The organism is Larkinella ripae (assembly GCF_054780775.1).
In genome coordinates this window covers 16,531-37,463 of sequence record NZ_BAAGVR010000022.1, presented here as the reverse complement: position 1 = coordinate 37,463, position 20,933 = coordinate 16,531, and the positions used below count along the sequence as shown (strand labels likewise).

The following is a 20,933-nucleotide window of genomic DNA, read 5'->3' as shown; positions in this document are numbered from 1 at the left end:
AACCGCAACCTCCTAACCATGCCTACAACCCGACGCCACTTTTTGAAAGTTTCTGGTCTGAGTGGTCTGGCCCTCACCGCCGGACTCGCCGAACTCCACGCCAGTGCGGGCTCCCCGCTGGCCGAAAACGAATACGATCTGGTCATTGTCGGCGGAACGCCCGGTGGCATCATGGCCGCCGTAGCCGCTTCCCGACTGGGGAAAAAATCGCTGATTCTGGAACGAACGGCCCACATCGGCGGCTTGCCCGCCAACGGCCTGGGTGCCACCGACATCGCCACGCGGGGCGCGACCGGCGGTTTGTTCCTGGAATTTGTCCAGCGCATCAAGGCCTACTACGTTGAGAAGTACGGTGCTGATTCGCAGCAGGCGCAGGACTGTGCCAATGGGTATCATTTCGAGCCGTCGGTAGCCGCCAAAATCTTTGATGGCTTCTTGAAAGACAGTCCGAACGCGACGGTGTTGACGATGCGGCAGTTCGACTTTGAACCCGAAAATCTGACAATTCAGCAAAACCGCATCCGGAGCATTCGGGTCACTGACCGGAAGACGAAAAAGACCGAGACTTACCAGGGGCGGTTTTTCATCGATGCCACCTACGAAGGCGACCTGATCGCGGCTGCGGGCGTCCCGTTTTTCCTGGGCCGCGAGGGCAAGTCGGACTACAACGAAGTGGGTGCCGGGCGGGTGTATAAATACTGGGCCGGACCGGAAGGCGAGGGTTCGACCTTTCAGGGCGACAACGCCGTGCAGTCGTACAATTACCGCCTTTGCCTGACGAATGATCCGAAAATCCGGGTTAAAATCCAGAAACCGGCTCGCTACAACCGCGCGGAATACGTCTCGCTGATCAACGACGTGAAAACCGGGCAGTATACCGGCGTCGCCATGTCCAGACTCACGGATACCCAGAAGGCCGAAAACGAGCGCCGGATCAAAGCCGGGTTACCGCCCGACCTGCCCTTAACGCCGAAAGGCATTGCCTGGCTGACGAACATGGTGAAGCTGCCCAACGGCAAGAACGACGGCAACAACCAGCACCACGCCTTTCTTTCCACCGATTTGCCGGAAGAAAACTGGCCCTACCCGACCTCCGGCTGGGAATGGCGCGACCGCTTCGCCGTTCGGCTGCGGGAGTACACGGAAGGCTTGTTTTATTTTGCCCAGAACGACCCCGAACTGCCCGACTGGTTCCGGAAAGAATGCGCGGCCTGGGGCTGGGCCAAAGACGAATACACCGACAACGGGAATTTTCCGCGCCAGCTGTACGTACGGGAAGGTCGTCGGATGAAAGGCAAATACATTTTCAAGGCGCAGGATGCGCAACCCGTCAAACCGGGCGGGCGACCTCCGCTCCACACCGACAGCATCACGGCCAGCCATTACGCGCTCGATTCGCACGCCGTTCGGAAGCGGGAAACGGGCCGGATTCACCTCGACGGTTTTATCAGCTACCCGTCGGCGGTCTACACGGTTCCGTTTCGGGTGATCGTGCCGGATTCTCCGCTGGAAAATCTGCTGGCGCCGGTTCCGGCTTCGGCCACGCACATCGGTTTTTCGACGCTGCGGATGGAGCCCTGCTGGATGGCGCTCGGCCAGGCGGCCGGAACGGCTGCGGCCCTCTGTGTGCAGAAAACCCAGTCGGTGCACGAACTGTCGGTGCCGGACCTGCAAAAATCGCTCTTGCAGCAAAAAGCCATTCTGGTGTATAGCAAAGGCCTGGCGGTTTCCGATCCCGATTTTGAAGCGAACCAACTGGCGGCTTTACAAGAAAAATAAGTTTAAAAAAGTTGTTTTGCAGAGTTGAGCGGAGGGAAACACCGTTAGGCGGAGCCTCTGCGTAACTCCGCGAAATAATAATCGGCTAAACCATGCGATCCATCCTCACAATCTGTCTCAATCTACTCCTTTTGACCTCCGCCATTGCCCAGCAGCAGGTCGATATCTGCGTCTACGGCGGCACGTCCGGGGGCGTCATTGCGGCCTACACTGCCCGGAAAGCGGGAAGAACCGTCCTGCTGATCGAACCCGGCAAACACCTCGGCGGCATGACCTCCGGCGGCTTGGGCCTGACCGACATCGGCAACAAATACGCCATCACCGGCATCGCCCGCGATTACTACCGGCGCATCGGCCAGCATTACGGCAAGTTTGAGCAGTGGATTTTTGAGCCGCACGTCGCCGAAAACCTCTTCAACGACTACGTCCGGCGCGGCAAAGTCGACGTGCTGCTGTCGCACCGGCTGGCGGGTGTCAAGAAAACCGGCGGGCAGATTCAGGAAATCACGCTGGAAAATTCCGGAAACCCGTCGGCGAAACGGACGGTGCGGGCCAAAATGTTCATCGATTGTTCGTACGAAGGCGATTTGATGGCCAAAGCCGGGGTTTCCTACTTTGTGGGCCGGGAAGCGAATGCGAAGTACAACGAAACCATCAGCGGGGTGCAATTGATGACCGGCCACCAGCTCCCCGACGGCATTGATCCCTACAAAACGCCGGGCCAGCCGGAATCCGGACTGGTGTGGGGGGTTAGTCCGGCGAAACTGGAACCCAACGGAACCGGCGACGGCAAGGCCCAGGCCTATAATTACCGCATCTGTCTGTCGTCCGATCCGGCCAATCAGGTGCCGATCACGCGTCCGGCGGGCTATGATTCCACCAGATTCGAACTGCTGGCCCGGCTGATTGCCGCGCAGCCGAACCGGCGCACGCTCAACGATTATTTCATCTGGAGCGGTATGCCCAACAAAAAAACCGATATCAACAACCGCAACGGCTTTTCGACCGACATGATCGGCATGAATTACGAGTACCCGGACGGCAGCTACGAGAAGCGGGCGCAGATCATCCGCGATCACGAGCTGTACACCAAGAGCCTGCTGTATTTCTTCGGCCACGATTCGCGGGTGCCGCAGGAGCTGCGGGAACAGATGCTGAAGTGGGGCTATCCGAAAGACGAGTATACGGATACCGGAAACTGGTCACCGCAACTGTACGTCCGGGAAGCGCGCCGGATGATCGGCGCGTACGTGATGACGCAGGCCAACTGCCAGGGAAAGGAAGTGGTCACCGATGGCGTAGGCATGGCCGCTTACACGATGGATTCGCACAACATCCAGCGGATTGTGATCGAGAAAAACGGCCAGAAAATGGCAAAAAACGAGGGCAACGTGGAAGTGGGCGGTTTTGGGCCGTATCCGATTTCGTACCGCGCCCTGATTCCGAAAGAAACCGAGTGCCGGAATCTGCTGGTGCCGGTTTGTTTATCGGCCTCCCACATCGCCTACGGGTCGATTCGGATGGAGCCGGTTTTTATGGTGCTGGGCCAATCGACGGCTCTGGCGGCTGCCATGGCCATCGACGCGAAAACCAGTGTGCAGAAAATCGATGTCGCCAAACTCCAGCAGCAACTGAAAACCGACCCGCTGGCCGACGGCAGCACCCCCGAAATTCTGGTCGATAACGAAGACAAAACCCGGACGGCAGCCACCGGTTCGTGGCGGCTGGAGAACAAGACGAAGGGCGGGTACGGGCCGTCGTACCTGGTCTACGATGGAGCCGGCCCGGAAACCGCGTCGGTGCGGTTTACGCCGGAGGTGCTCAAGAGCGGTAAATACCGGATTTACACCTACTTCCCGCGGCTCGCCAAAAGCACGTCCGAACTGGACATCACGGTTTCGGACGGCAAAACCAGCAAGTCCATTCCCATCAAACCGGCGGAGATTGTGGTCGTTGGGCAAACGACCGGCGAGTGGGTTTCGCTGGGCGAATACGAACTGCCCAAAGGAAAAACCGCATCGGTGGCAATTGCGGTCAAACAGGCCGACGGCCCGACGGTGGCCGATGCGGTTTTGTTCGTGCCGGCGTTTTAAGTTGAACTAGGTGAACAAAAAAAGCGCACGGCAAGGCTGTGCGCTTTTCGGTCTATAAACACTACACTTTCAGTAAATTGCTTGATTGACTGGGGCGCTCAGGGCTCCGGCGTCAGAAAAAATTTGCCGCTGATCGGCACGGCGTGGTTCGGACAATCGACGGCCGGATCGTCTTTCATCAGGCTACCGGAAAACGTACCACGGACCCGTTTGCCTTTTACATACTCCTCAATAACGACCGAACCGTTCATGATCTGAATACCGCGCTCAAGATCACCAGCGCAGGCATAATGGGTCCGGTAGGCGTAGTCGCCCTGGTTGTAATGGCCGGAACTGATGCCGGTTGCGGTTTTGAGCGGATTGCCAAACGGAAAGGTTCCGGTGCTGTTGCCGGCGATGGAGAACGACAGGTAATCGTCTTCGCGGTCACCGGCGCTGATTTCCCAGACGCTACCGCTGCCCGCAACCAGACTTACGTTGGTGTAGACGCGGGTGGGGTTACCATCAAAGTTGACTTCCACGTAACTGTTTCCGACGAAAATTTCCTGAACAAGAATGAGCTTCTTCGGGCTTTTCTGAAACGTAATTTCCGCGCTGACCGTCACCCGAATCCGATCTTTCCCGGTTTTGGGAGCTACATAAAAAATATTTTTTGGCGACTGCGATTTTGTTAATTCACCGGCACCGACCAGCGACCATTTCACCTCTTTTAGTCCGCCAAATTTATCGTCGGCCACTTTCTGAATAGCATCGTCTACAAGGAAATCTTCCCAGATTTGCAGGCTCATGGTTTCACCGTACTGGACGAATTCGGTCTGCGTTCGTCCACCAGAAACAAAAAAGAAGCTTTCCAGGTAGGCAATTTCGTAGGCGCTCCAGTCGCTAAAATGGGGCATGGGAACGCTGATTTGCTTTGTTTGGGTATGGACCTGCACCCCCAAAACGTTGTGCCAGATTTTGTCCGTGCCCTGGTATGCCACCTTCAGTACGTCCGCGTCGTTGGCCGAAACCAGTTCGTCGGTGTAGGTAAACGTCAGCGTGGCCGGTTTTTTAAACTGCAAACCGTCGGGCGAAAACCGGTAGGCCCGGCCGATTCCATTGGGTGCGTGGTTGGTGATCGGCTGAATCGTGATGTTCGTTGCTTCGCCGACGGCCCCCGCCGGTATAACCAGCTGCACTTTTCCGTCAGCGGAGGCAATCTGACCGCCTTCCGGCCCAATCGTTTTGCTGACCAGACCGGCCAGGGGCCGGCCCACCTCGGTAACGGTTCCCGTGCCGGTTTCCTGAGCGGGCGGTGCCGGCTTAAGCGGGTCAATGTTCGGGTCCGTTTTGCAGCCAATCAGCGAACTGATTACGGCAAAACCGATGAGGATATACGGTGCGATTTTCATGGTATTTCCGTCTCCACGGCCGGCCCCCCTGCGCGGCCCGGCCGTGGGTATGAATTAATTGAGGGAGTGGAAGAATTGGTAGAGCGAAGCCAGTTCCTGGTCGGTATACTGCGCCGTCATTTTCCAGGGCATATTGTCGTTGTCGATCTGGCGGCCATCGGGCGTCTTGCCCGTCCGGAGCACCGTCCTAAACTGCTGCTGCGTCCATTTGCCGGGATTACCGGTTTTGGTCAGGTCGGGAACGGGCGGAAAACCGGGTGCCATGGGTTCCCCGCCTTTGAAGGTAGGCCGGTGGCAGCCGCTGCACGAAATCGCCAGGTACTGGCCCTGCGCAATTCCTTCCGTGGAGTCGGCTTTGGCAATCATCGGACGCTCGTGGTCAATTTTCTCCACCGACAGCAGCGGAAATTTGTCGAGGTACGTCAGGATTTTGGAAACCGGTCCCAGGTCGTTGGCGGGCAGTTCGTTATCGACCGCCGGAAGCTGCTGGCAGTAGGTAATCAGCGCGCCCAGGTCCTGTTGAGAGAGCAGCGTGGTTTCGTGCGAGGGCATGAACAGCAGCGGCCGGCCGGCGCGGGTAACGCCGTGGCGCATCGCCATCAGCCAGTCGGCCGTTTGGTAATCGGCCGGCAAACCGCCTTTTCCTCTGGTCAGGTTGGACGAAACCAGCCGGCCGAGGGCCGGATCGTCGGCCATGATTTTGCCTTCCATTTTTGAACCGTGGCAGTCGACGCAGCCCTTGATGACGGTCAGGTGTTCCCCGCGCCGGACCGCAGCCGTGTCGGTCGGAACGGCCAGCGACTCGCTGGGGAAGCGGTACGGTTTTTCAACCCGCTGGTTGATGTTGCTGGCGATGAACAGGTAGCCGATCAGCAGCAGGGCCATAAGCGAACCCAGCACCAGGCCGGTCCATTTTAAGATTTTGCGTAGCATGTTCTTTGTAGTTGTTGTTGGAGTTGAAAACCGGGTGTCGCTTCTGACGCGCCGAATTCCGATACAAAAATCCGTTCTCGGGCGCGATTTGTGCCTACGCAAAACGGATAATAAGCTACGCGAAACGGTTTTCAATTCAGGCGGCACGACAGTAGAGGAACGCCCGTCGGGCGCTTTACTCCGGAGCAACTCTCATTTTGATCCGTTCATGATTCTCGATCTTTTTTCTTTGCAGGGCAAAACCGCCCTCGTCACCGGGGCCAAACGTGGCATCGGGAAGGCTATGGCCCTTGCCCTGGCCGAAGCGGGCGCTGATGTCATCGGCGTGTCGGCCACCCTCGAAGCGGGCAGCGAAGTGGAACAGGCCATTACCGCGCTGGGCCGCAGATTTTACCCGTTTCCCGTCGATTTTACGGACCGCACCGCCGTGTATACCTTTCTGGAAACCGTCCGCGACGAATGCCCGCCCATCGATATTCTGGTCAACAACGCCGGCAACATTCGCCGGAAACCGGCCGTCGAACACCCGGATGAATACTGGGACGAAATCATGGATATCAACCTGAACACGCAGTTTATCCTGAGCCGCGAGATCGGGCGGGAGATGCTGGCGCGGGAGGTCGATTTCAACCGAAAAATCATTTTTACGGCTTCGCTGCTGACGTTTCAGGGCGGTGTGACGGTGCCGGGCTATGCCGCCAGCAAAGGGGCCATCGGCTCACTGACGAAGGCACTGGCCAACGAATGGGCCTCGAAAGGCATCAATGTCAATGCCATTGCGCCGGGCTACATTGCCACCGACAACACGGCGGCTCTGCGGGCCGATACCGACCGCAACCCGGCTATTCTGGCGCGCATTCCGGCCGGGCGCTGGGGCGAAGCCGGCGACTTGCAAGGCGCCGTGGTGTACCTGGCGTCGCAGGCATCCAACTACGTGCAGGGCACCATTCTGACCGTCGACGGCGGCTGGATGGGGAGGTGATTTTTCGGTGTACGGTATGCGGTTTTCGGTATGCGGTTTTCGTCGGAGCGGTGTGGCTCTCTGCGTATCAAAACCGTGAATTGAATAATGAATACTGAATATTGAATAACGAATACTGAATATTGAACAATGAATAACGAAAACCGGATACCGTAAACTGAAAACCGTAAACTGAAAACTGAAAACCGAAAACCGTATACCGAAAACCTGTAAACATTTGCCCGGATTTGGAGTTATGAATGGAAAACAAACCTCACCATCATGAACCCGAACGAGCAAAACGATAATCAGGAAGCATTTGACCCGCAGGCGCGGGATGATAAATATTATTCCAGCAATCCTTACCAGCACGGAACCTCCGATTATGGAAAACCGAGTGAAGGTGTTGGAGCCGGGGAAGGGCGCGTGACGGCGAACGATCAGAGCGACACGACCAACGAACTGGTTGGAAACGCCGAAGCATTCCGGGGCAGTCACGAACACGAAAACCGCCCCGACAGCCACGGATCGTTCCAGGAATGGGACGTTGACCCGAACGTAATCGCCGAAAACCGGCACGACGCAGCTACGGCACCGGACAGTGTCGAGAGCGGTTTGCCGAGCAGCATCGAAGGACTGCCCGATAATCCGTCGGATGAAGCGCTGTTTGTGCGGAAGGGGGCCACGTACCTGGAAGAAGGCGACGATCCGTCGGAAAGCTACGACCCGCATCACATGGGGTATGGCAATGGCGAAGATACTGAGCAGAAAGACAAGTCGTAAGTGTTAGTTGAACCAAAGTGAAAATGGCCTGCCGGGAACGACAGGCCATTTTTTTTGGCCCGGTTACCGGGTCAAAAACGGCTTATAATTCCGAGGGCAGCCGCTGCGTCAGCTGGCGGCTGTCTTTCACAAAATGCGAAAAATCGACGTACCCGGTTTCTTCAAACGAATACTGGCTGCCGAATTGCCGGTAGCGTTGCAGGGCGGTTTTGAACCGAATCAGTTTCTGACAATACTTGGGCGAATACCCCAGGGCCGCCGTAAAATACCGGTGTAAGGACGGATACGAAACGCCCAGTTCGCGGCTAATCCGGTTCAGGTGAATGGGTTGGTTCCGATCGAATTGACCAAACCGGCGCAGCGCCGTCTGAACCAGCCAAAACCGGTAATCCGGATCGAAACGGCGGAAGTGCTGCCCCAGAAACGACTCCATAAGTTGGGTCCGTTCCCGAAACGAGCGGGCGGTTTGCAGCCGTTCTTCCAGGGAGTTCGGGCGCAGAAAAACCGCCCGCTCCTCGTTGGCATTTTCGACTTCCTGACCCGCAATCCGGAACAGCCGACCCAGAATACCCGGTTTAAATTTGACGTAAAATTCGTGAATTCCGGCGGGGTAAATCGAAGTATGCAGCTCGGTCAGGTTGCCAAAAAACCGGGAGCCCTGCACGGTTTTGATCGCGCCATTTTTGGGGTTGATGGAAAGCCAGCTTTGGGCGTGCAAACTGATCGTCAGCAGGTTCGACAGGCTGGGCAAGGCGTTCAGATACAGTGGATTGGCTAAGGTCGCCGGTTGGTTGATTTCGAAGTAATAATCGACAAAAACCGCCAGGGCCGGACTGGGATACGCCAGCCGGAAATGCGGTTCGGCTTCGTTTTCGTAAATCACCCGCCCTTTGTTCATGACACCAGCCGGAACAGCCATTCGACCCCCAGACCGGTGATCAGAAACCGTTCTTTTTTATTTTGCAGTAGGTGCTGCGTCCAGTCCACAAAACCGCCGTCGCCAATTTCAACGTCCTGATTCTGAACGGTAATCAAAACCTTGTACTGGATTCCCTGGTAATACTGGTTTTCCCGGCCGGGCCGGGTTTCTGTTTCAATGACGAGGTCTGGCCGAAGCTGGCGGAGGTGGTCGCTGACGCGCTCCAGCATCCGGCCGTCGCGGTCGCGCTGAATCAGTTTGAACCGCAGGGTGTTGATTTGCAGCGTATCCCGCAACACGGTGGTCATCACGGCCAGGTGTTCGGCCAGGCTGTCACTTTCAAATTGAAAACCGCCCGTGTCGCGTCCCGACGAGACCAGACAGCCGATTTTGAAATGCTGCGTGTGGCCCGCAACCGCCACCTGCGGGGTCCGCAGGTGCCGCTGAATGCTGCTGAACCGCAGTTGGTCGGTGGGCGAGTCCGGTTTCCACTGCCCGGTTTTTTTCAGATCGGCCGCGTGCAGCGCCAGGGCGTTGGTGGCGTCGGCCAGTACTTCGGTGCCGCGCAGGGCCGACAGGATTTTTTTCTGATCGGCCGTGGCCACCACTGAACACGACCCCAGCGGAGCCACCGGCGACAGTTCGACGGGCTTAAACTGAAAGGTTTCAAAAATCTGCAAGAGCCGGTTTTCCAGTTCCCGCAAGCCCATCACGGGGACGTCGGCCGGTTTGACGAACCGGTTTTTCTGGTACTGTTGCAGCAGACCCGCCGGCGAAAGGCGTTGGGTCTGGCGGTCGTAGACTTCGAGCAGCAGCGAGTTCAGTTCCGAGGGCGTCAGTTCGTCCGACAGGACGTGCAGCAGGTCCGGCCGGTTGATGCGTCGCAGGATTTTTTCGGCGATGGTCATGGCAGCAGGGCGGCTAGTTTCGCTTCGTCAATCAGGCTGTAGCGGTATTCGTCCAGAATCTTCCCGTCTTTGTAAACGGCCGCCCGCTGAATGATGTCCAGCCGGAAACCGTTCTTTTCCAGCACCCGCATCGACGGTTTGTTATGCGCAAAAATGCCCGCAAAAAGCCGGATCAGTTCCGTGTTGGCGAAGGTATACTGGATCAGGTGCCGGATGGCCGCGGTGGCGATGCCCCGGCCCCAGTAGGGTTCGCCCAGCCAGTAGCCGATTTCGCCCGACAGCCGGTGAACATCCGTTTGCATCACCACGCCCGCGACCCCGGCAAATTCGCCCTCCACATAAACGCCAAAAACCAGTCCGCTATCCCCTTTCTGAGCCGTTTCAACGAACCATACCGCATCGGCCAGGGTGTACGGATGCGGCATGCGGTCGCGCAGGTTGAGCCAGAGGGCGCGGTTGTTGGCCAGGTGGGCGATGGGTTCGGCGTCGGCGGTTTTCAGGGGGGCGAGGGTGATGCCCGTGCCGCAGGAAATTTCGATGGGTACCTTCATAACCGTAAAGTTGGCGGGAGTTTCGGGCTGTTCGGGTGTAAAATTCTATCAATCTTTTTAAAAACGTATTTTGTAGCAGCTTTTTACCAAAAAAGTTGGTGCAACCGCCCCGGTTTTCTAATATTGTTCTGTTGTAAGTGTACAGCAAAAAATTTGACCTCAAATCTATTTTTATGAAAATTTCGCTCAGCATAATGACCCGCGTGGTCTTGTTGGCTCTGGTTCTCAACGTGTTAAACCTGGTTCCGTCCCAGGCAACGGGTCCCAAAAAGGGAAAATGGGTGAAACTGTTCGATGGCAAGTCGATGGCGGGCTGGCATAATTACCTGAAACAGGGGCAGCCGGTTTCGGACAAATGGCAGGTTGAAGATGGAGCCATTACCCTGGCCGGCCGGGGCGGGGGCGACCTCGTAACCGACCAGGAATACACCAACTACGAGCTGGAACTGGAGTGGAAGATTTCGGAAAAAGGCAACAGCGGCATCATCTACCGCGTTCATGAAGATCCGAAATTCCGGTCTTCGTACAATACCGGGCCGGAAATGCAGGTACTTGACAACGAGCGCCATCCGGATGCAAAAGCGGGGAAAAACGGAAACCGCACTTCCGGCTCGCTCTACGATCTGCTGCCGCCTTCGGATTTCTCGGCCCAGAAAGTGGCCGGCGAATGGAACAAGGTCCGGCTGGTGGTCAACAACGGAACGGTGCAGCATTACCTGAACGGCAAGAAAGTGGTGGAGTACAAAACCAGCGGTCCGGAATGGGAAAAGATGGTGAGCGAAAGCAAATTCAAAGGTTGGGAAGGCTTTAACAAATACGATACCGGCCGCATCGCCCTGCAAGACCACGGCGACAAAGTATGGTATCGGAACATCCGGATCAAAGAATTATAGGTAATGTCGAATCGTGAACACTGACTAACGAATATCGAAGTAGTCCAATTTTATTTCGATATTCGTTAGTCAGTGTTCAATATTCATTATTTTCTTCCTCATGAAATCTCCTTCCCGCCGTTCGGCCCTTAAAACACTGGCCGGGACCGCCCTGACCTTTTCTGTTATCGACTCACTCGCTGCCCAGATGGAAGCTACCGAAAAAACCGCCTTTCCCCCGTTGAAAGGCCGCATTAATCACTCGGCCTGCAAATGGTGCTACGGCAAAATTCCGCTGGAAGATTTTGCCAAAGCGGCCAAAGAAATTGGTCTGACCGGCATTGACCTGCTGGGACCGAACGAGTGGCCCGTGGTGAAAAAATACGGCCTGACCTGCTCGATGGCGCAGGGGGCCGGCAAAGGCATCAACGACGGTTTCAACGACCCGAAATTTCACGACGAACTGGTGGCCAGCTACGAAGCCATTTTTCCGAAACTGAAGGAAGCCGGGCTGACGCAGGTGATCTGTTTTTCGGGGAACCGCCGGGGCATGGACGACCAGAAGGGGCTGGAAAACTGCGCAGTGGGCCTGAAAAAGCTCATGAGCAGCGCCGAAAAACACGGCGTGACGATGGTGATGGAACTGCTCAACAGCAGAGTCGATCACAAAGACTACATGTGCGATAAATCGGCCTGGGGCGTCGAACTCTGCAAAGCGGTGGGTTCGGAGCGATTCAAGCTGCTGTACGATATTTACCACATGCAGATCATGGAAGGCGACATCATCCGGACCATCCGGCGCGATCACCAGTATTTCTCCCACTACCACACGGGCGGCAATCCGGGCCGGAACGAAATCGACAACGGGCAGGAACTCTACTACCCGGCCATCATGCAGGCCATTGTCGATACCGGTTTCAAAGGCTTCGTGGCGCAGGAATTTATTCCCAAGCGCGACCCGCTGACTTCGCTGCGCGAAAGCATTCAGATTTGTGACGTGTAGCTACACCGACGGATTTTGGTCCGTACAGGAACGAAAAAGGCTCCCCTGCGTACAGGGGAGCCTTTTTTTACGGCTAATCGCAGAGCCGGCAGGAGCGGTTTTGGCCGGTTTTTTACAGGGATTCGGTATGGATTATTTTGCCGGAACGTAGGAAATAAACCGCTGCACGTCCGTTGCGGGCAGTACGCCGACCTCGATCTGACGCACCACCACCTGCCGACCACTGCGGATCTCGAGAAAATAGGTGCCGGTTTTCATGCCTCCAAAATCAAACTTGCGCCAGTGGCTGGCCGGGGTTCTGGTCAGCGACTCGTGGTACAAAACTGCATTGCGGGCGTCTTTCAGCCGGATTGTGACCCGTTTGGGCTGACGGACCGCCAGCATCAGGTTGATTTTTTCCTGCTGTCCCAGAAACATGCTGATTTCAAAGGCACTGCGGTCCGAATTTTCGTCACCGGCCGGGCTGGACTGGGCCTTGGACAGGGGGATGAGCAAGCCAAAAAACAGGGTCATTAGTACTTGTTGGGTGATCGTTTTCATGAGGGTGTTGTTTCGTTTCGGGACAAAGGTGCAGCGTTTGGGAATATGAACAAAACGAATTATTTTTGTCGAAATCATGAATTTTGTTCATCATGGAAATCCGGCATCTTCAAATGGTTCGGGAGGTGGCAGCCTGCGGGAATCTGACCAAAGCGGCCGACCGACTGTACCTGACGCAATCGGCGCTGAGCCACCAGCTGAAGGAAATTGAAGGGTTTTTCAATACGCAGCTCTTTATTCGGGACAAAAAGCAGATGCTGCTGACGGATGCCGGTGCGGTGGTGCTGGAAGCCGCCGAGAAAATCCTGAAGGAAGTGGCCGAAACCAAAGCCCGGGTGAAATGCCTGACCGAAAAAGACGCCGGGCAGGTGCGGCTTTGCACCGAGTGTTACACCTCCTACCACTGGCTCTCGGGTTTTCTGCGCGAATACCGGGACCTGTATCCGAAAGTCGATATTAAAATCGAAATAGACGGCCGGCATCACCCGACCAACCACCTGCTGGACAACAAAATTGACGTGGCCATTCTGGAAGATGCGTCGAATCCGAAGTTCCGGTACACCCCGCTTTTTCAGGACGAATTTGTGGTCGTTATTGCGCCCGATCACGCCTGGGCGGGTCGCAGCTGGGTGGAAATAGCCGAATTTGCGGACCAGAATTACATCATGTACAACATTCCGGATGAGGAAAGCACCAATTTCAAGATGCTGTACAAGAACAGCCGCCCGCCGAGGCTCTATAAAATGACGCTGACGGAAGCCATTCTGGAAATGGTGAAAGCCGGCATGGGCGTGGCGGTTTTGCCAAACTGGGTGGTACGGCCTTACCTGAAATCCGGCGAGCTGGCGGCCGTTGCGCTGACCCGGCAGCGGATGCTGCGGACCTGGTATGCCGCTACGCTGAAAAACAAGCAATTACCGCCGTATACCGAAGCGTTCATTGAAAAGCTGGCGTCGTACATGAAAGAGCTTGACGGCTATGCGGTTTCGTGCGACAAGTAGTACCGGCCGGTTTTCCGGCCCCGGTTTTTGATTTAATTACGGTTTTTTAATCAACCTGAATGGCATCTTCTTCTCTGGATTCGGCCCCGCTGCCCCGGCGGCTGGGCTTGTTGCAGGCCACGGCTCTGAACATGATCGACATGGTCGGCATCGGGCCGTTTGTGGTGTTACCGCTGGTCATCCAGATCATGGGCGGGCCGCATTTTTTGTGGGCCTGGATTCTGGGGGCGGTTATTTCGCTGATCGACGCGCTGGTCTGGTCGGAGCTGGGCGCGGCCTATCCACAAGCCGGAGGGAGTTATAATTTCCTGAAAATTGCCTACGGCGAAAAACGCTGGGGCAGGCTGCTGTCGTTTCTGTATGTCTGGCAAACCATGATTCAGGCTCCGCTGGTGGTGGCGTCGGGGGCCATCGGTTTTGCGCAGTACGCATCCTACCTGGTTCCGCTGGAAGACTGGCAGCGCAAGGCGGTTTCGGGGGGCGTGGTGATCCTGATTACGCTGCTGTTGTACCGCAAAATTGAGTCCATTGGCCGCATCAGCATTCTGCTGTGGGTGTGCGTGCTGGCCACGCTGGGCTGGATCATCTGGGGCGGTTTAACGGGCGGACAACAGACGGTTTCGCTGGCCTTGCCCTCGGGCGAATCGCTTTCCGGACTGTTTGGCGCCGGTCTGGGAATTGCGTCCGTGAAAACCATTTACTGCTACCTGGGCTATTACAACGTCTGCCATCTGGGTGGGGAAATCCGGAATCCGTCGCGCATCATTCCGATCAGCATGCTGATCTCGGTGGTCGGCATTGCGGGTTTGTACCTGGCGATGAACTGGAGCGTGGTGAAAGTCATTCCCTGGCAGGAAGCGCAGCACAGCGAGTTCATCATCAGCGCGGTTATTGAGCGGTTGTACGGTACGCAGGCGGGTTCCATCGCCACCTTCATGGTGCTGATCGTGGCGTTTTCGTCCTTGTTTGCGGTTTTGCTGGGTTACTCGCGGGTTCCGTACGCGGCAGCCGCCGACGGCCAGTTTTTCCGCGTCTTCGCCAAACTGCACCCGACCCGGCAGTTTCCCTACGTTTCGCTCCTGTTTCTGGGCGGTTTGGGCTTTGGCTTTAGCCTGCTGTTCCGCCTGTCCGACGTGATTACGGCCATTCTGGCGATGCGAATTGTGGTGCAGTTCATCGGTCAGGCCATCGGACTGCTGGTGTTGCACCGCCGGAAGCAAACCGGCTCGTTTCCGTTCCGAATGCCACTTTATCCGATTCCGGTTTTGCTGGTCATTGCCATCTGGACATTCATTTTTATTTCAACCGGCTGGACGTTCATGTTATCCGGTTTAACGGTCATCGCCCTGGGCATCATCGCGTTTCTGATTACGGCCAACATCCGCAAACAGTGGCCGTTTGAAGCGGCTGATCCGTCCGCCTGATGCCCACAGGGAGCCCGGCAATTCGTCGCAAACCACCTGCCCTATTGTCGCAAATGCCCATGGTGCCGGAAACGAGTCTGCTTTACCTTTGTATCACACGACAACCAGCCGATAACCATGAGCAACAACCGCCAGCAGGTACTCTTTATCCAAGGAGGAGGAAGTCAGGAAGATCACGAAGCCGACCAAATCCTCGTTGATTCGTTGCAGGAGATTTTAGGAGCAGCGTATGCGGTTCAGTATCCGCGCTTACCCAGCGAGTCCGTTCCGGATTTAGGCAGGATGAAGCAGATTGGCGACGAGATTGCGCGGGTCAGGGAGGACCTGATTGTGGTCGGACATTCCCTGGGCGCTTCCATGCTGTTGAAATACGTTGCCGAAAACGAAGTCCCGAAAACGGTTACCGCCCTTTTTTTACTTGCTACCCCGTTTTGGAGCGGTGCGGAAAAGTGGAAAGAAGGATTTAAGCTCCCGGAAAATTTTGCTGATCAGCTACCCAAAGATGTCCCCATTTTTCTTTACCACTGCAAAGATGATGACGAGGTGCCGTTTGAACACCTGGGCATTTACCGCCAGAAACTTCCGTGGGCGACTTTCCGCGAGCTAGCCAGCGGAGGGCATCAGCTGGACAACGACCTCACGGTGGTGGCGAAGGATATCAAATCGTTGTAGAAAGCGAAGCGCCGTTGCCGGGCTAATCGCGGCCCGAAACCCGCCGACCCGGTTTCGCTGGAAAGGGGTCGGTTTTCTGCTACTTATTAGCTTCCTCAAAGATTCTTTTTTACAATTCCGGTTTTTAAACATTCCTCCGGCGTTTCTGAAATTATTGAGTCTTAACTGGTGTATTGATGACAGACGTAAACGGATAGAAACCGTCGGCTTTCTGACGGGCTGGCAGCGGTGCTATCGCTGTCGGTAGTGCTTGCCCGGGCTTTCATCTCCTTAATTTCCCATGTCCCCAAAAAGGTATTTCTTTCTGATTCTGATTTTAGGCAGTTTAACGGCGTTGGGGCCGTTTTCGATTGATATGTATCTGCCGGGCTTTCCGGCCATTGCAAAGGATCTGCATACCACTGCGGCTAACGTATCGCTTTCCCTGTCCGGTTTTTTCATCGGCATTTCCGTGGGACAGCTGCTCTACGGTCCCTTGCTCGACCGGTTCGGACGGAAAAAACCGTTGTATTTCGGACTAACCGTCTACATTCTGGCATCGGCAGGCTGCGCTTTCACGGCGAGTATTGACGGACTGATCGTTATGCGGGTCATCCAGGCCATCGGGAGTTGCGCGGCTGCGGTGGCCTCGGTTGCCATGGTGCGGGATTTATTTCCGGTGAAAGACAATGCCAAGGTGTTCTCCCTGTTGTTGCTGGTGGTGGGCGCGTCACCGATGATTGCACCAACCGTTGGGGGCTACGTTACCGCGGCCTTCGGGTGGCAAACCGTCTTTGTCATTCTGATGGCAATGGGAATTGCCATTCTGATCGCCGTATTTTTCTGGCTGCCGGCGACTTACAAACCCGATCCGTCGATCTCGCTGAAGCCCCGACCGATTCTGCTGAACTTCTGGAAAGTACTGCGGGAGCCGCAGTTTTACACCTACGCCTTCACCAGCGCCATTGCCTTTTCGGGCCTGTTTGCCTACGTTTCCGGCTCGCCCATTTTGTTCATGGAAGTGTTTCATACCGATGAAAAAGTATACGGATGGATTTTTGCCCTGCTTTCCGTCGGCTTCATCGGATCCAGTCAGGTGAACACCCTCCTGCTTCGGCGCTACCAGAGCCGGCAGATTGTCAATGTGGCCTTAACGGGCCAGGTGATTATTGCCCTCACGTTTTTATTGGTAGCCCTGAGTGGCGGACTAACGCTCCTGATTACCATCGTTTTTCTGTTTCTGTTTCTGAGCTGCATTGGCTTTACCAACCCGAATGCCGCAGCGTTATCGCTGGCTCCCTTTGTCAAGAATGCCGGCAGCGCTTCGGCTTTGATGGGTGCCTTGCAAATGGGAATGGGCACGCTGATTTCCATTTTCATCAGCCTTTTCGAAGTACCTTCGGCGCTTCCGATGGTGCTCGGGATGGCCGGTTCCGCAACCCTGGCCCTCCTGGTCCTGGTGACGGGGCAACGAAGGATCGTCGCGCCGGTTGAAGTTCACCAGGACGCCGATTCAGCCTTGATGCATTAATTATTCCCCGTTTAAAACCGCCACCACCTGGGCGGTTTTTGGGTGCGATACGGACTTTCAACGCAGGCTGTGCAACCCGCGGGCGACGGAAGGGGAGGAGGGTTCACAATCACGTCCGGGAAGGTGGGCGATTGGGTCCGGTCAACGTAGAGCGGACGAATGGTCATGGCGGAAGCCCCGAAATACCCCAGCACCAGTTCATCCGGATTCCCAACGCGGCTCAGGTTGCCCACGAGGGTCGCCGGCGCAGCATCGAACAGACCCCCGCTGTTCTGAATCATATCGTTCAGGGCGGACAGGTACTCATACGCTTCTTTGGTCAGCGACTGCTGCTCAATTTCCGCGTAGTAAACCGTGTAGCTGGTGAACGGCGCCCGCAGAATGGGCCGCCGGCTAATGCGGTTTCCGTTGACGGCTTTATCGCTGGCGATGTTGACCAGGTTCTGGTAGCGCACGATATCCCAGCACCGTTCGCAGCAGGCGACCCCGTATTCCAGGTAATTCTGACACCCTCCGCAGGCCGGAATTTTAACGGTTGTGCAATAAACCGGATGTTCGTAATGGACCCAGCTCCAGCGGTAGTAATCGTCGGGCGTGGCCGGATCTTTCAGATCCAGGTAAACATCAAAGCCTTTGTCGTACGCATCGGTACCGAACTTTACTTTCTGGGAATATTCGACGTGCAGGGAGTCGATGGGCACGATCGGACGCAGCAATTCCGTGCGGGATTGGTAGGTCCGGCCATCGGCAAGCTGGATGTGAAGCTGATACGTCCGGCCAGCGGTGCCCCGCCAGCTTGAGTCGGGCTGGTAATAACCGGGTGAGGTTTCGCTGAAAACCGTTCGCTGGCTGGTCTCATCCGTGACCGAAATCGTGGCGTTCTGGACCAGATAATTTAAGGATACCGCCGTGTATTCGGCCGTCAGACTGAGGGCAATCCGGCTCCGACTGGGCTGGTCGGTCACCAGTCCGTCCACCACCAGCGCCGGTTGCAGGGTCCGCGTATCGGGATTGATCGGCGTGATACACTGGCAAAGCACCACCGCAAGGACGAAAGAACAGAGAATGGGAAGACGTTTCATCCTGGTGGGAGTTACAGCTTAAAATTATACGTCAGCGACGGTATGGCCGAGCCGAAAATTGACAATTTGTTGGCGTCGCTGGGCGCATAACTGCTAAACCGGTAGAAAACCGAGTACGCATTTTTCCGGGCGTAGAGGTTATAGACCGAAAAGGTCCAGCTATACCAGTAGCGGTTTTTCCGGGCCGGGTTTTTCTCCCAGGTCAGCGAGAGGTCAAGCCGGTGGTAATCCGGAATGCGTTGCTGGTTGCGATCGAGGTAAACCGGCAGCGTAATCAGGTTATTGACGCGGGCCTTCGCGTACGGCACCGTCAGGGGGCGGCCCGTGCTGTAGGTGTAATTGGCCGAAAACGTAAACGTCAGGGATGGCCGGTAGATGGCCAGCAGATTCACCGAATGCGGTTTGTCGAAGTTCGCCGGATACCAGTTTCCGTTGTTGATCCGCTCGCTGGCGGAGGGGCTGTCAACCCGCAGGAAAGTCCGCGTGAACGCATAACTGACCCAGCCCGTTAAAAATCCCCGGCTTTTTTTGACCATCAACTCCAGCCCGTAAGCCCGGCCCCGGCCCTGCACCAGATCCGTTTCGGGCGTCGGATTGAGTACTAATTTCGCGCCGTCGCGGTAGTCGATGGCATTCTGGCTTTGCCGGTAATAAAGTTCTGCCGAAACCTCGTAAAGGTCATTTTGAAAATTCCGGAAGTATCCCGCCGTCACCTGATCGGCGATCTGGGGTTTGATGTGGCTGTCGCTCAGTTTCCAGCGCGAGGTGGGCAGGGCGGCCGTGGTATTCGTCACCAGTTGCAAGTACTGGCGCGTTCGGGTGTACGCAAATTTCAGCGAACGGTCGGTCCGCAGCGCCCAGCGCAGGGCCAGCCGGGGTTCCAGACCGCCGTACGGTTGGGCCACTGCACCCCGACCGACGGCTTCCTGATCGATCAGCGTTTCGGGACGGCGCGGCCCGTTGGGCGCATACGTGCGCCGGGTCGTTGGCCCCTGAAAAAGAAACAGAGAGTAGCGAATACCCGCCACGAGCGACGCTTTCTCGCTGAACGTGATTGCATCTTCGGCGTAAAAACCGGCTTCCAGACCCTGCTCGGTGGGCAAGGTCACGGGCAGAACATTCGAAACCGGGCCGGGCGTCAGGGTGTTGGGTTGTAAACGGTACTGCGTCGCCTGAAGGCCGACTGATGCCTGGTGGCGGCCGGACTGGTAGTTGATTTCTGCTTTTCCAATGGTGGACAGGAGTTCCGACTGCAACCGAAACCGGTTGCTGGAATCGGGAACGCTGGTGGCCGAGCGGTAGCGCGAAACAACGGCGGAAAGGTTCATGGTCAGCCGGTCGCTGAACGTGTGCGTCCATTTCAGCGAACCGTTAGCCGTCTGGTAATCAAAGCCGGTTTGCGAAGCCGACACATCAACCGCCAGCAGCGAATCCGAGGGCAGCAGCATCCGGTCGTCGCTGACGTATCCTGACAGATAAACCGTGTTGCGCTCGTTCGGCAAAAATTTGAGTTTGCCCGTAAAATCGTAAAAACGGGCTTTAACGTCCCGGATACCGCCCGGACCCAGCTTGAACAGAAAGTCGTTGAGCGCCAGCCGGGCATCGGCCAGAAAGGTTAGTTTGCGGCCGGCAATCGGGCCTTCGGCGCCCAGCCGGTTGGAGATCAGGCCGATACCGCCACTGAGCCGGATTTTTTCAGGGTCCGGTTCTTTCGTTCGAACATCGAGGACGGCCGATGTTCGGCCCCCGTAGCGGGCGGGCATACTGCCTTTTTGCAGCGTTACATCGCGCACGGCATCCGGGTTGAACACCGAAAAGAACCCCATCAAATGCGAGGAATTGTAAATGGGAGCGTCGTCGAGCAGCACCAGGTTCTGATCGACACTGCCACCCCGGACATTGATGCCGGTTGCCCCTTCGCCCACGGTCACGACCCCCGGTAAGAGCAACAGACTCCGCACGACGTCCACTTCGCCCATGAGGGCGGGCATTTTAAGGATGTTCTGGATGGGCAACTGCGTGACGCCCAATTCCACTTTCTTGACGTTGCGGTCCGGCGACTCGGTTTTGACGGTTACTTCGTTCAGGAGTTGCGTGTCGGGCGATAGCGCAATGTTGTTCAGCGTGTGATTGGGCGGTACGGTTATTTTCTGTTCCACCCGCAGATAGCCCAAATGCGTCACCAGGAGGGTGTAGGTACCGTCGGCAACGGTCAGCGTGTAGAAACCGTCGCGGTCGGTGGTCGTGCCCCGGCGGGTTTCCGTGATAAAAACCGATGCGCCACCAACGGGCTTGCTGGTTTCCTTTTCGCGCACGTAACCGGAAATAACGCGGGAAAGCGGGGATTGGGCAAAAGCCAAAACCGAATGAAAAGCTAAGAACAGTCCGGGCAGCAGGGACAGTCCCAACGTGCGTAGACGTATCACTATGCAGCAAGGGTTTAGATCGTATTACAAGGTATCGATAAAGGATGGATTTGCAATATGATGCGATTTTTTTGAAGTATTTCGA

18 protein-coding genes are annotated in these 20,933 nt (G+C 56.3%); 10 read left to right on the top strand and 8 right to left on the bottom strand.

Going from position 1 to position 20,933, the window contains the following annotated elements; all coding sequences use genetic code 11:
* Positions 1 to 18: 18 nt before the first annotated feature.
* Together ACYVHX_RS12995 and ACYVHX_RS12990 are read left to right on the top strand one after the other, a co-directional pair.
* Positions 19 to 1,779, top strand: a complete 1,761-nt coding sequence (locus ACYVHX_RS12995; RefSeq protein ID WP_460672078.1) for an FAD-dependent oxidoreductase — start codon at positions 19 to 21, stop codon at positions 1,777 to 1,779.
* 92 nt (positions 1,780 to 1,871) lie between these two features.
* Positions 1,872 to 3,872, top strand: coding sequence for an FAD-dependent oxidoreductase (locus ACYVHX_RS12990; RefSeq protein ID WP_460672077.1), 2,001 nt, complete (start codon positions 1,872 to 1,874; stop codon positions 3,870 to 3,872).
* Between the two features lie 98 nt (positions 3,873 to 3,970).
* Here ACYVHX_RS12990 and ACYVHX_RS12985 read toward each other — a convergent pair whose 3' ends face one another.
* Both ACYVHX_RS12985 and ACYVHX_RS12980 read right to left on the bottom strand, forming a co-directional pair.
* A complete protein-coding gene (locus ACYVHX_RS12985) occupies positions 3,971 to 5,263 on the bottom strand; it encodes a hypothetical protein (RefSeq protein WP_460672076.1) in 1,293 nt (430 codons plus the stop codon).
* A gap of 54 nt (positions 5,264 to 5,317) precedes the next feature.
* A complete protein-coding gene (locus ACYVHX_RS12980) occupies positions 5,318 to 6,196 on the bottom strand; it encodes a c-type cytochrome (RefSeq protein WP_460672075.1) in 879 nt (292 codons plus the stop codon).
* A 208-nt stretch (positions 6,197 to 6,404) separates the two neighbouring features.
* Here ACYVHX_RS12980 and ACYVHX_RS12975 point away from each other — a divergent pair, with 208 nt between their 5' ends.
* A complete protein-coding gene (locus ACYVHX_RS12975; RefSeq protein WP_460672074.1) occupies positions 6,405 to 7,178 on the top strand; it encodes an SDR family oxidoreductase in 774 nt (257 codons plus the stop codon).
* Positions 7,179 to 7,439: 261 nt separating this feature from the next.
* A complete protein-coding gene (locus ACYVHX_RS12970; protein ID WP_460672073.1) occupies positions 7,440 to 7,940 on the top strand; it encodes a hypothetical protein in 501 nt (166 codons plus the stop codon).
* Positions 7,941 to 8,022: 82 nt separating this feature from the next.
* Here the strand turns inward: ACYVHX_RS12970 and ACYVHX_RS12965 are convergent, their stop codons facing one another.
* From ACYVHX_RS12965 to ACYVHX_RS12955, 3 genes are read right to left on the bottom strand one after another with little or no spacing between them, the layout of a single operon-like run.
* Positions 8,023 to 8,859, bottom strand: coding sequence for a hypothetical protein (locus ACYVHX_RS12965; protein ID WP_460672072.1), 837 nt, complete (start codon positions 8,857 to 8,859; stop codon positions 8,023 to 8,025).
* Entirely contained in the window at positions 8,835 to 9,767 is a 933-nt protein-coding gene (locus tag ACYVHX_RS12960; protein ID WP_460672071.1) for a hypothetical protein, read from the bottom strand. Before ACYVHX_RS12960 ends, ACYVHX_RS12965 begins: the two co-directional genes overlap by 25 nt.
* On the bottom strand, positions 9,764 to 10,318 hold the full coding sequence (locus ACYVHX_RS12955; protein ID WP_460672070.1) for a GNAT family N-acetyltransferase: 555 nt from the start codon (positions 10,316 to 10,318) through the stop codon (positions 9,764 to 9,766). The genes ACYVHX_RS12960 and ACYVHX_RS12955 overlap by 4 nt, the downstream gene beginning before the upstream one ends.
* 173 nt (positions 10,319 to 10,491) lie before the next feature.
* On the opposite strand from ACYVHX_RS12955, the gene ACYVHX_RS12950 reads away from it, so the two are divergent.
* Entirely contained in the window at positions 10,492 to 11,211 is a 720-nt protein-coding gene (locus ACYVHX_RS12950) for a 3-keto-disaccharide hydrolase (RefSeq protein WP_460672069.1), read from the top strand.
* 100 nt (positions 11,212 to 11,311) lie between these two features.
* A complete protein-coding gene (locus ACYVHX_RS12945; RefSeq protein ID WP_460672068.1) occupies positions 11,312 to 12,193 on the top strand; it encodes a hydroxypyruvate isomerase family protein in 882 nt (293 codons plus the stop codon).
* A 132-nt stretch (positions 12,194 to 12,325) separates the two neighbouring features.
* On the opposite strand, the gene ACYVHX_RS12940 is transcribed toward ACYVHX_RS12945, so the two are convergent.
* Positions 12,326 to 12,733, bottom strand: a complete 408-nt coding sequence (locus tag ACYVHX_RS12940; RefSeq protein ID WP_460672067.1) for a hypothetical protein — start codon at positions 12,731 to 12,733, stop codon at positions 12,326 to 12,328.
* A gap of 92 nt (positions 12,734 to 12,825) precedes the next feature.
* On the opposite strand from ACYVHX_RS12940, the gene ACYVHX_RS12935 reads away from it, so the two are divergent.
* From ACYVHX_RS12935 to ACYVHX_RS12920, 4 genes are all read left to right on the top strand, one after another.
* Positions 12,826 to 13,734, top strand: a complete 909-nt coding sequence (locus tag ACYVHX_RS12935) for a LysR family transcriptional regulator (protein ID WP_460672066.1) — start codon at positions 12,826 to 12,828, stop codon at positions 13,732 to 13,734.
* A 59-nt stretch (positions 13,735 to 13,793) separates the two neighbouring features.
* The gene (locus ACYVHX_RS12930; RefSeq protein WP_460672065.1) at positions 13,794 to 15,158 is read left to right on the top strand and encodes an APC family permease; all 1,365 of its coding nucleotides are present in this window, start codon (positions 13,794 to 13,796) and stop codon (positions 15,156 to 15,158) included.
* A 117-nt stretch (positions 15,159 to 15,275) separates the two neighbouring features.
* Entirely contained in the window at positions 15,276 to 15,830 is a 555-nt protein-coding gene (locus ACYVHX_RS12925) for an alpha/beta fold hydrolase (protein WP_460672064.1), read from the top strand.
* Between the two features lie 280 nt (positions 15,831 to 16,110).
* Positions 16,111 to 17,340, top strand: a complete 1,230-nt coding sequence (locus tag ACYVHX_RS12920) for a multidrug effflux MFS transporter (RefSeq protein ID WP_460672063.1) — start codon at positions 16,111 to 16,113, stop codon at positions 17,338 to 17,340.
* Positions 17,341 to 17,351: 11 nt separating this feature from the next.
* Here ACYVHX_RS12920 and ACYVHX_RS12915 read toward each other — a convergent pair whose 3' ends face one another.
* Complete coding sequence (locus tag ACYVHX_RS12915; RefSeq protein WP_460672062.1) at positions 17,352 to 18,422, bottom strand: DUF4249 domain-containing protein; 1,071 nt, start codon at positions 18,420 to 18,422, stop codon at positions 17,352 to 17,354.
* A gap of 11 nt (positions 18,423 to 18,433) precedes the next feature.
* Positions 18,434 to 20,848 (bottom strand): TonB-dependent receptor, encoded by a 2,415-nt coding sequence (locus tag ACYVHX_RS12910; protein ID WP_460672061.1) that lies wholly within the window; start codon positions 20,846 to 20,848, stop codon positions 18,434 to 18,436.
* Positions 20,849 to 20,933: the final 85 nt, after the last annotated feature.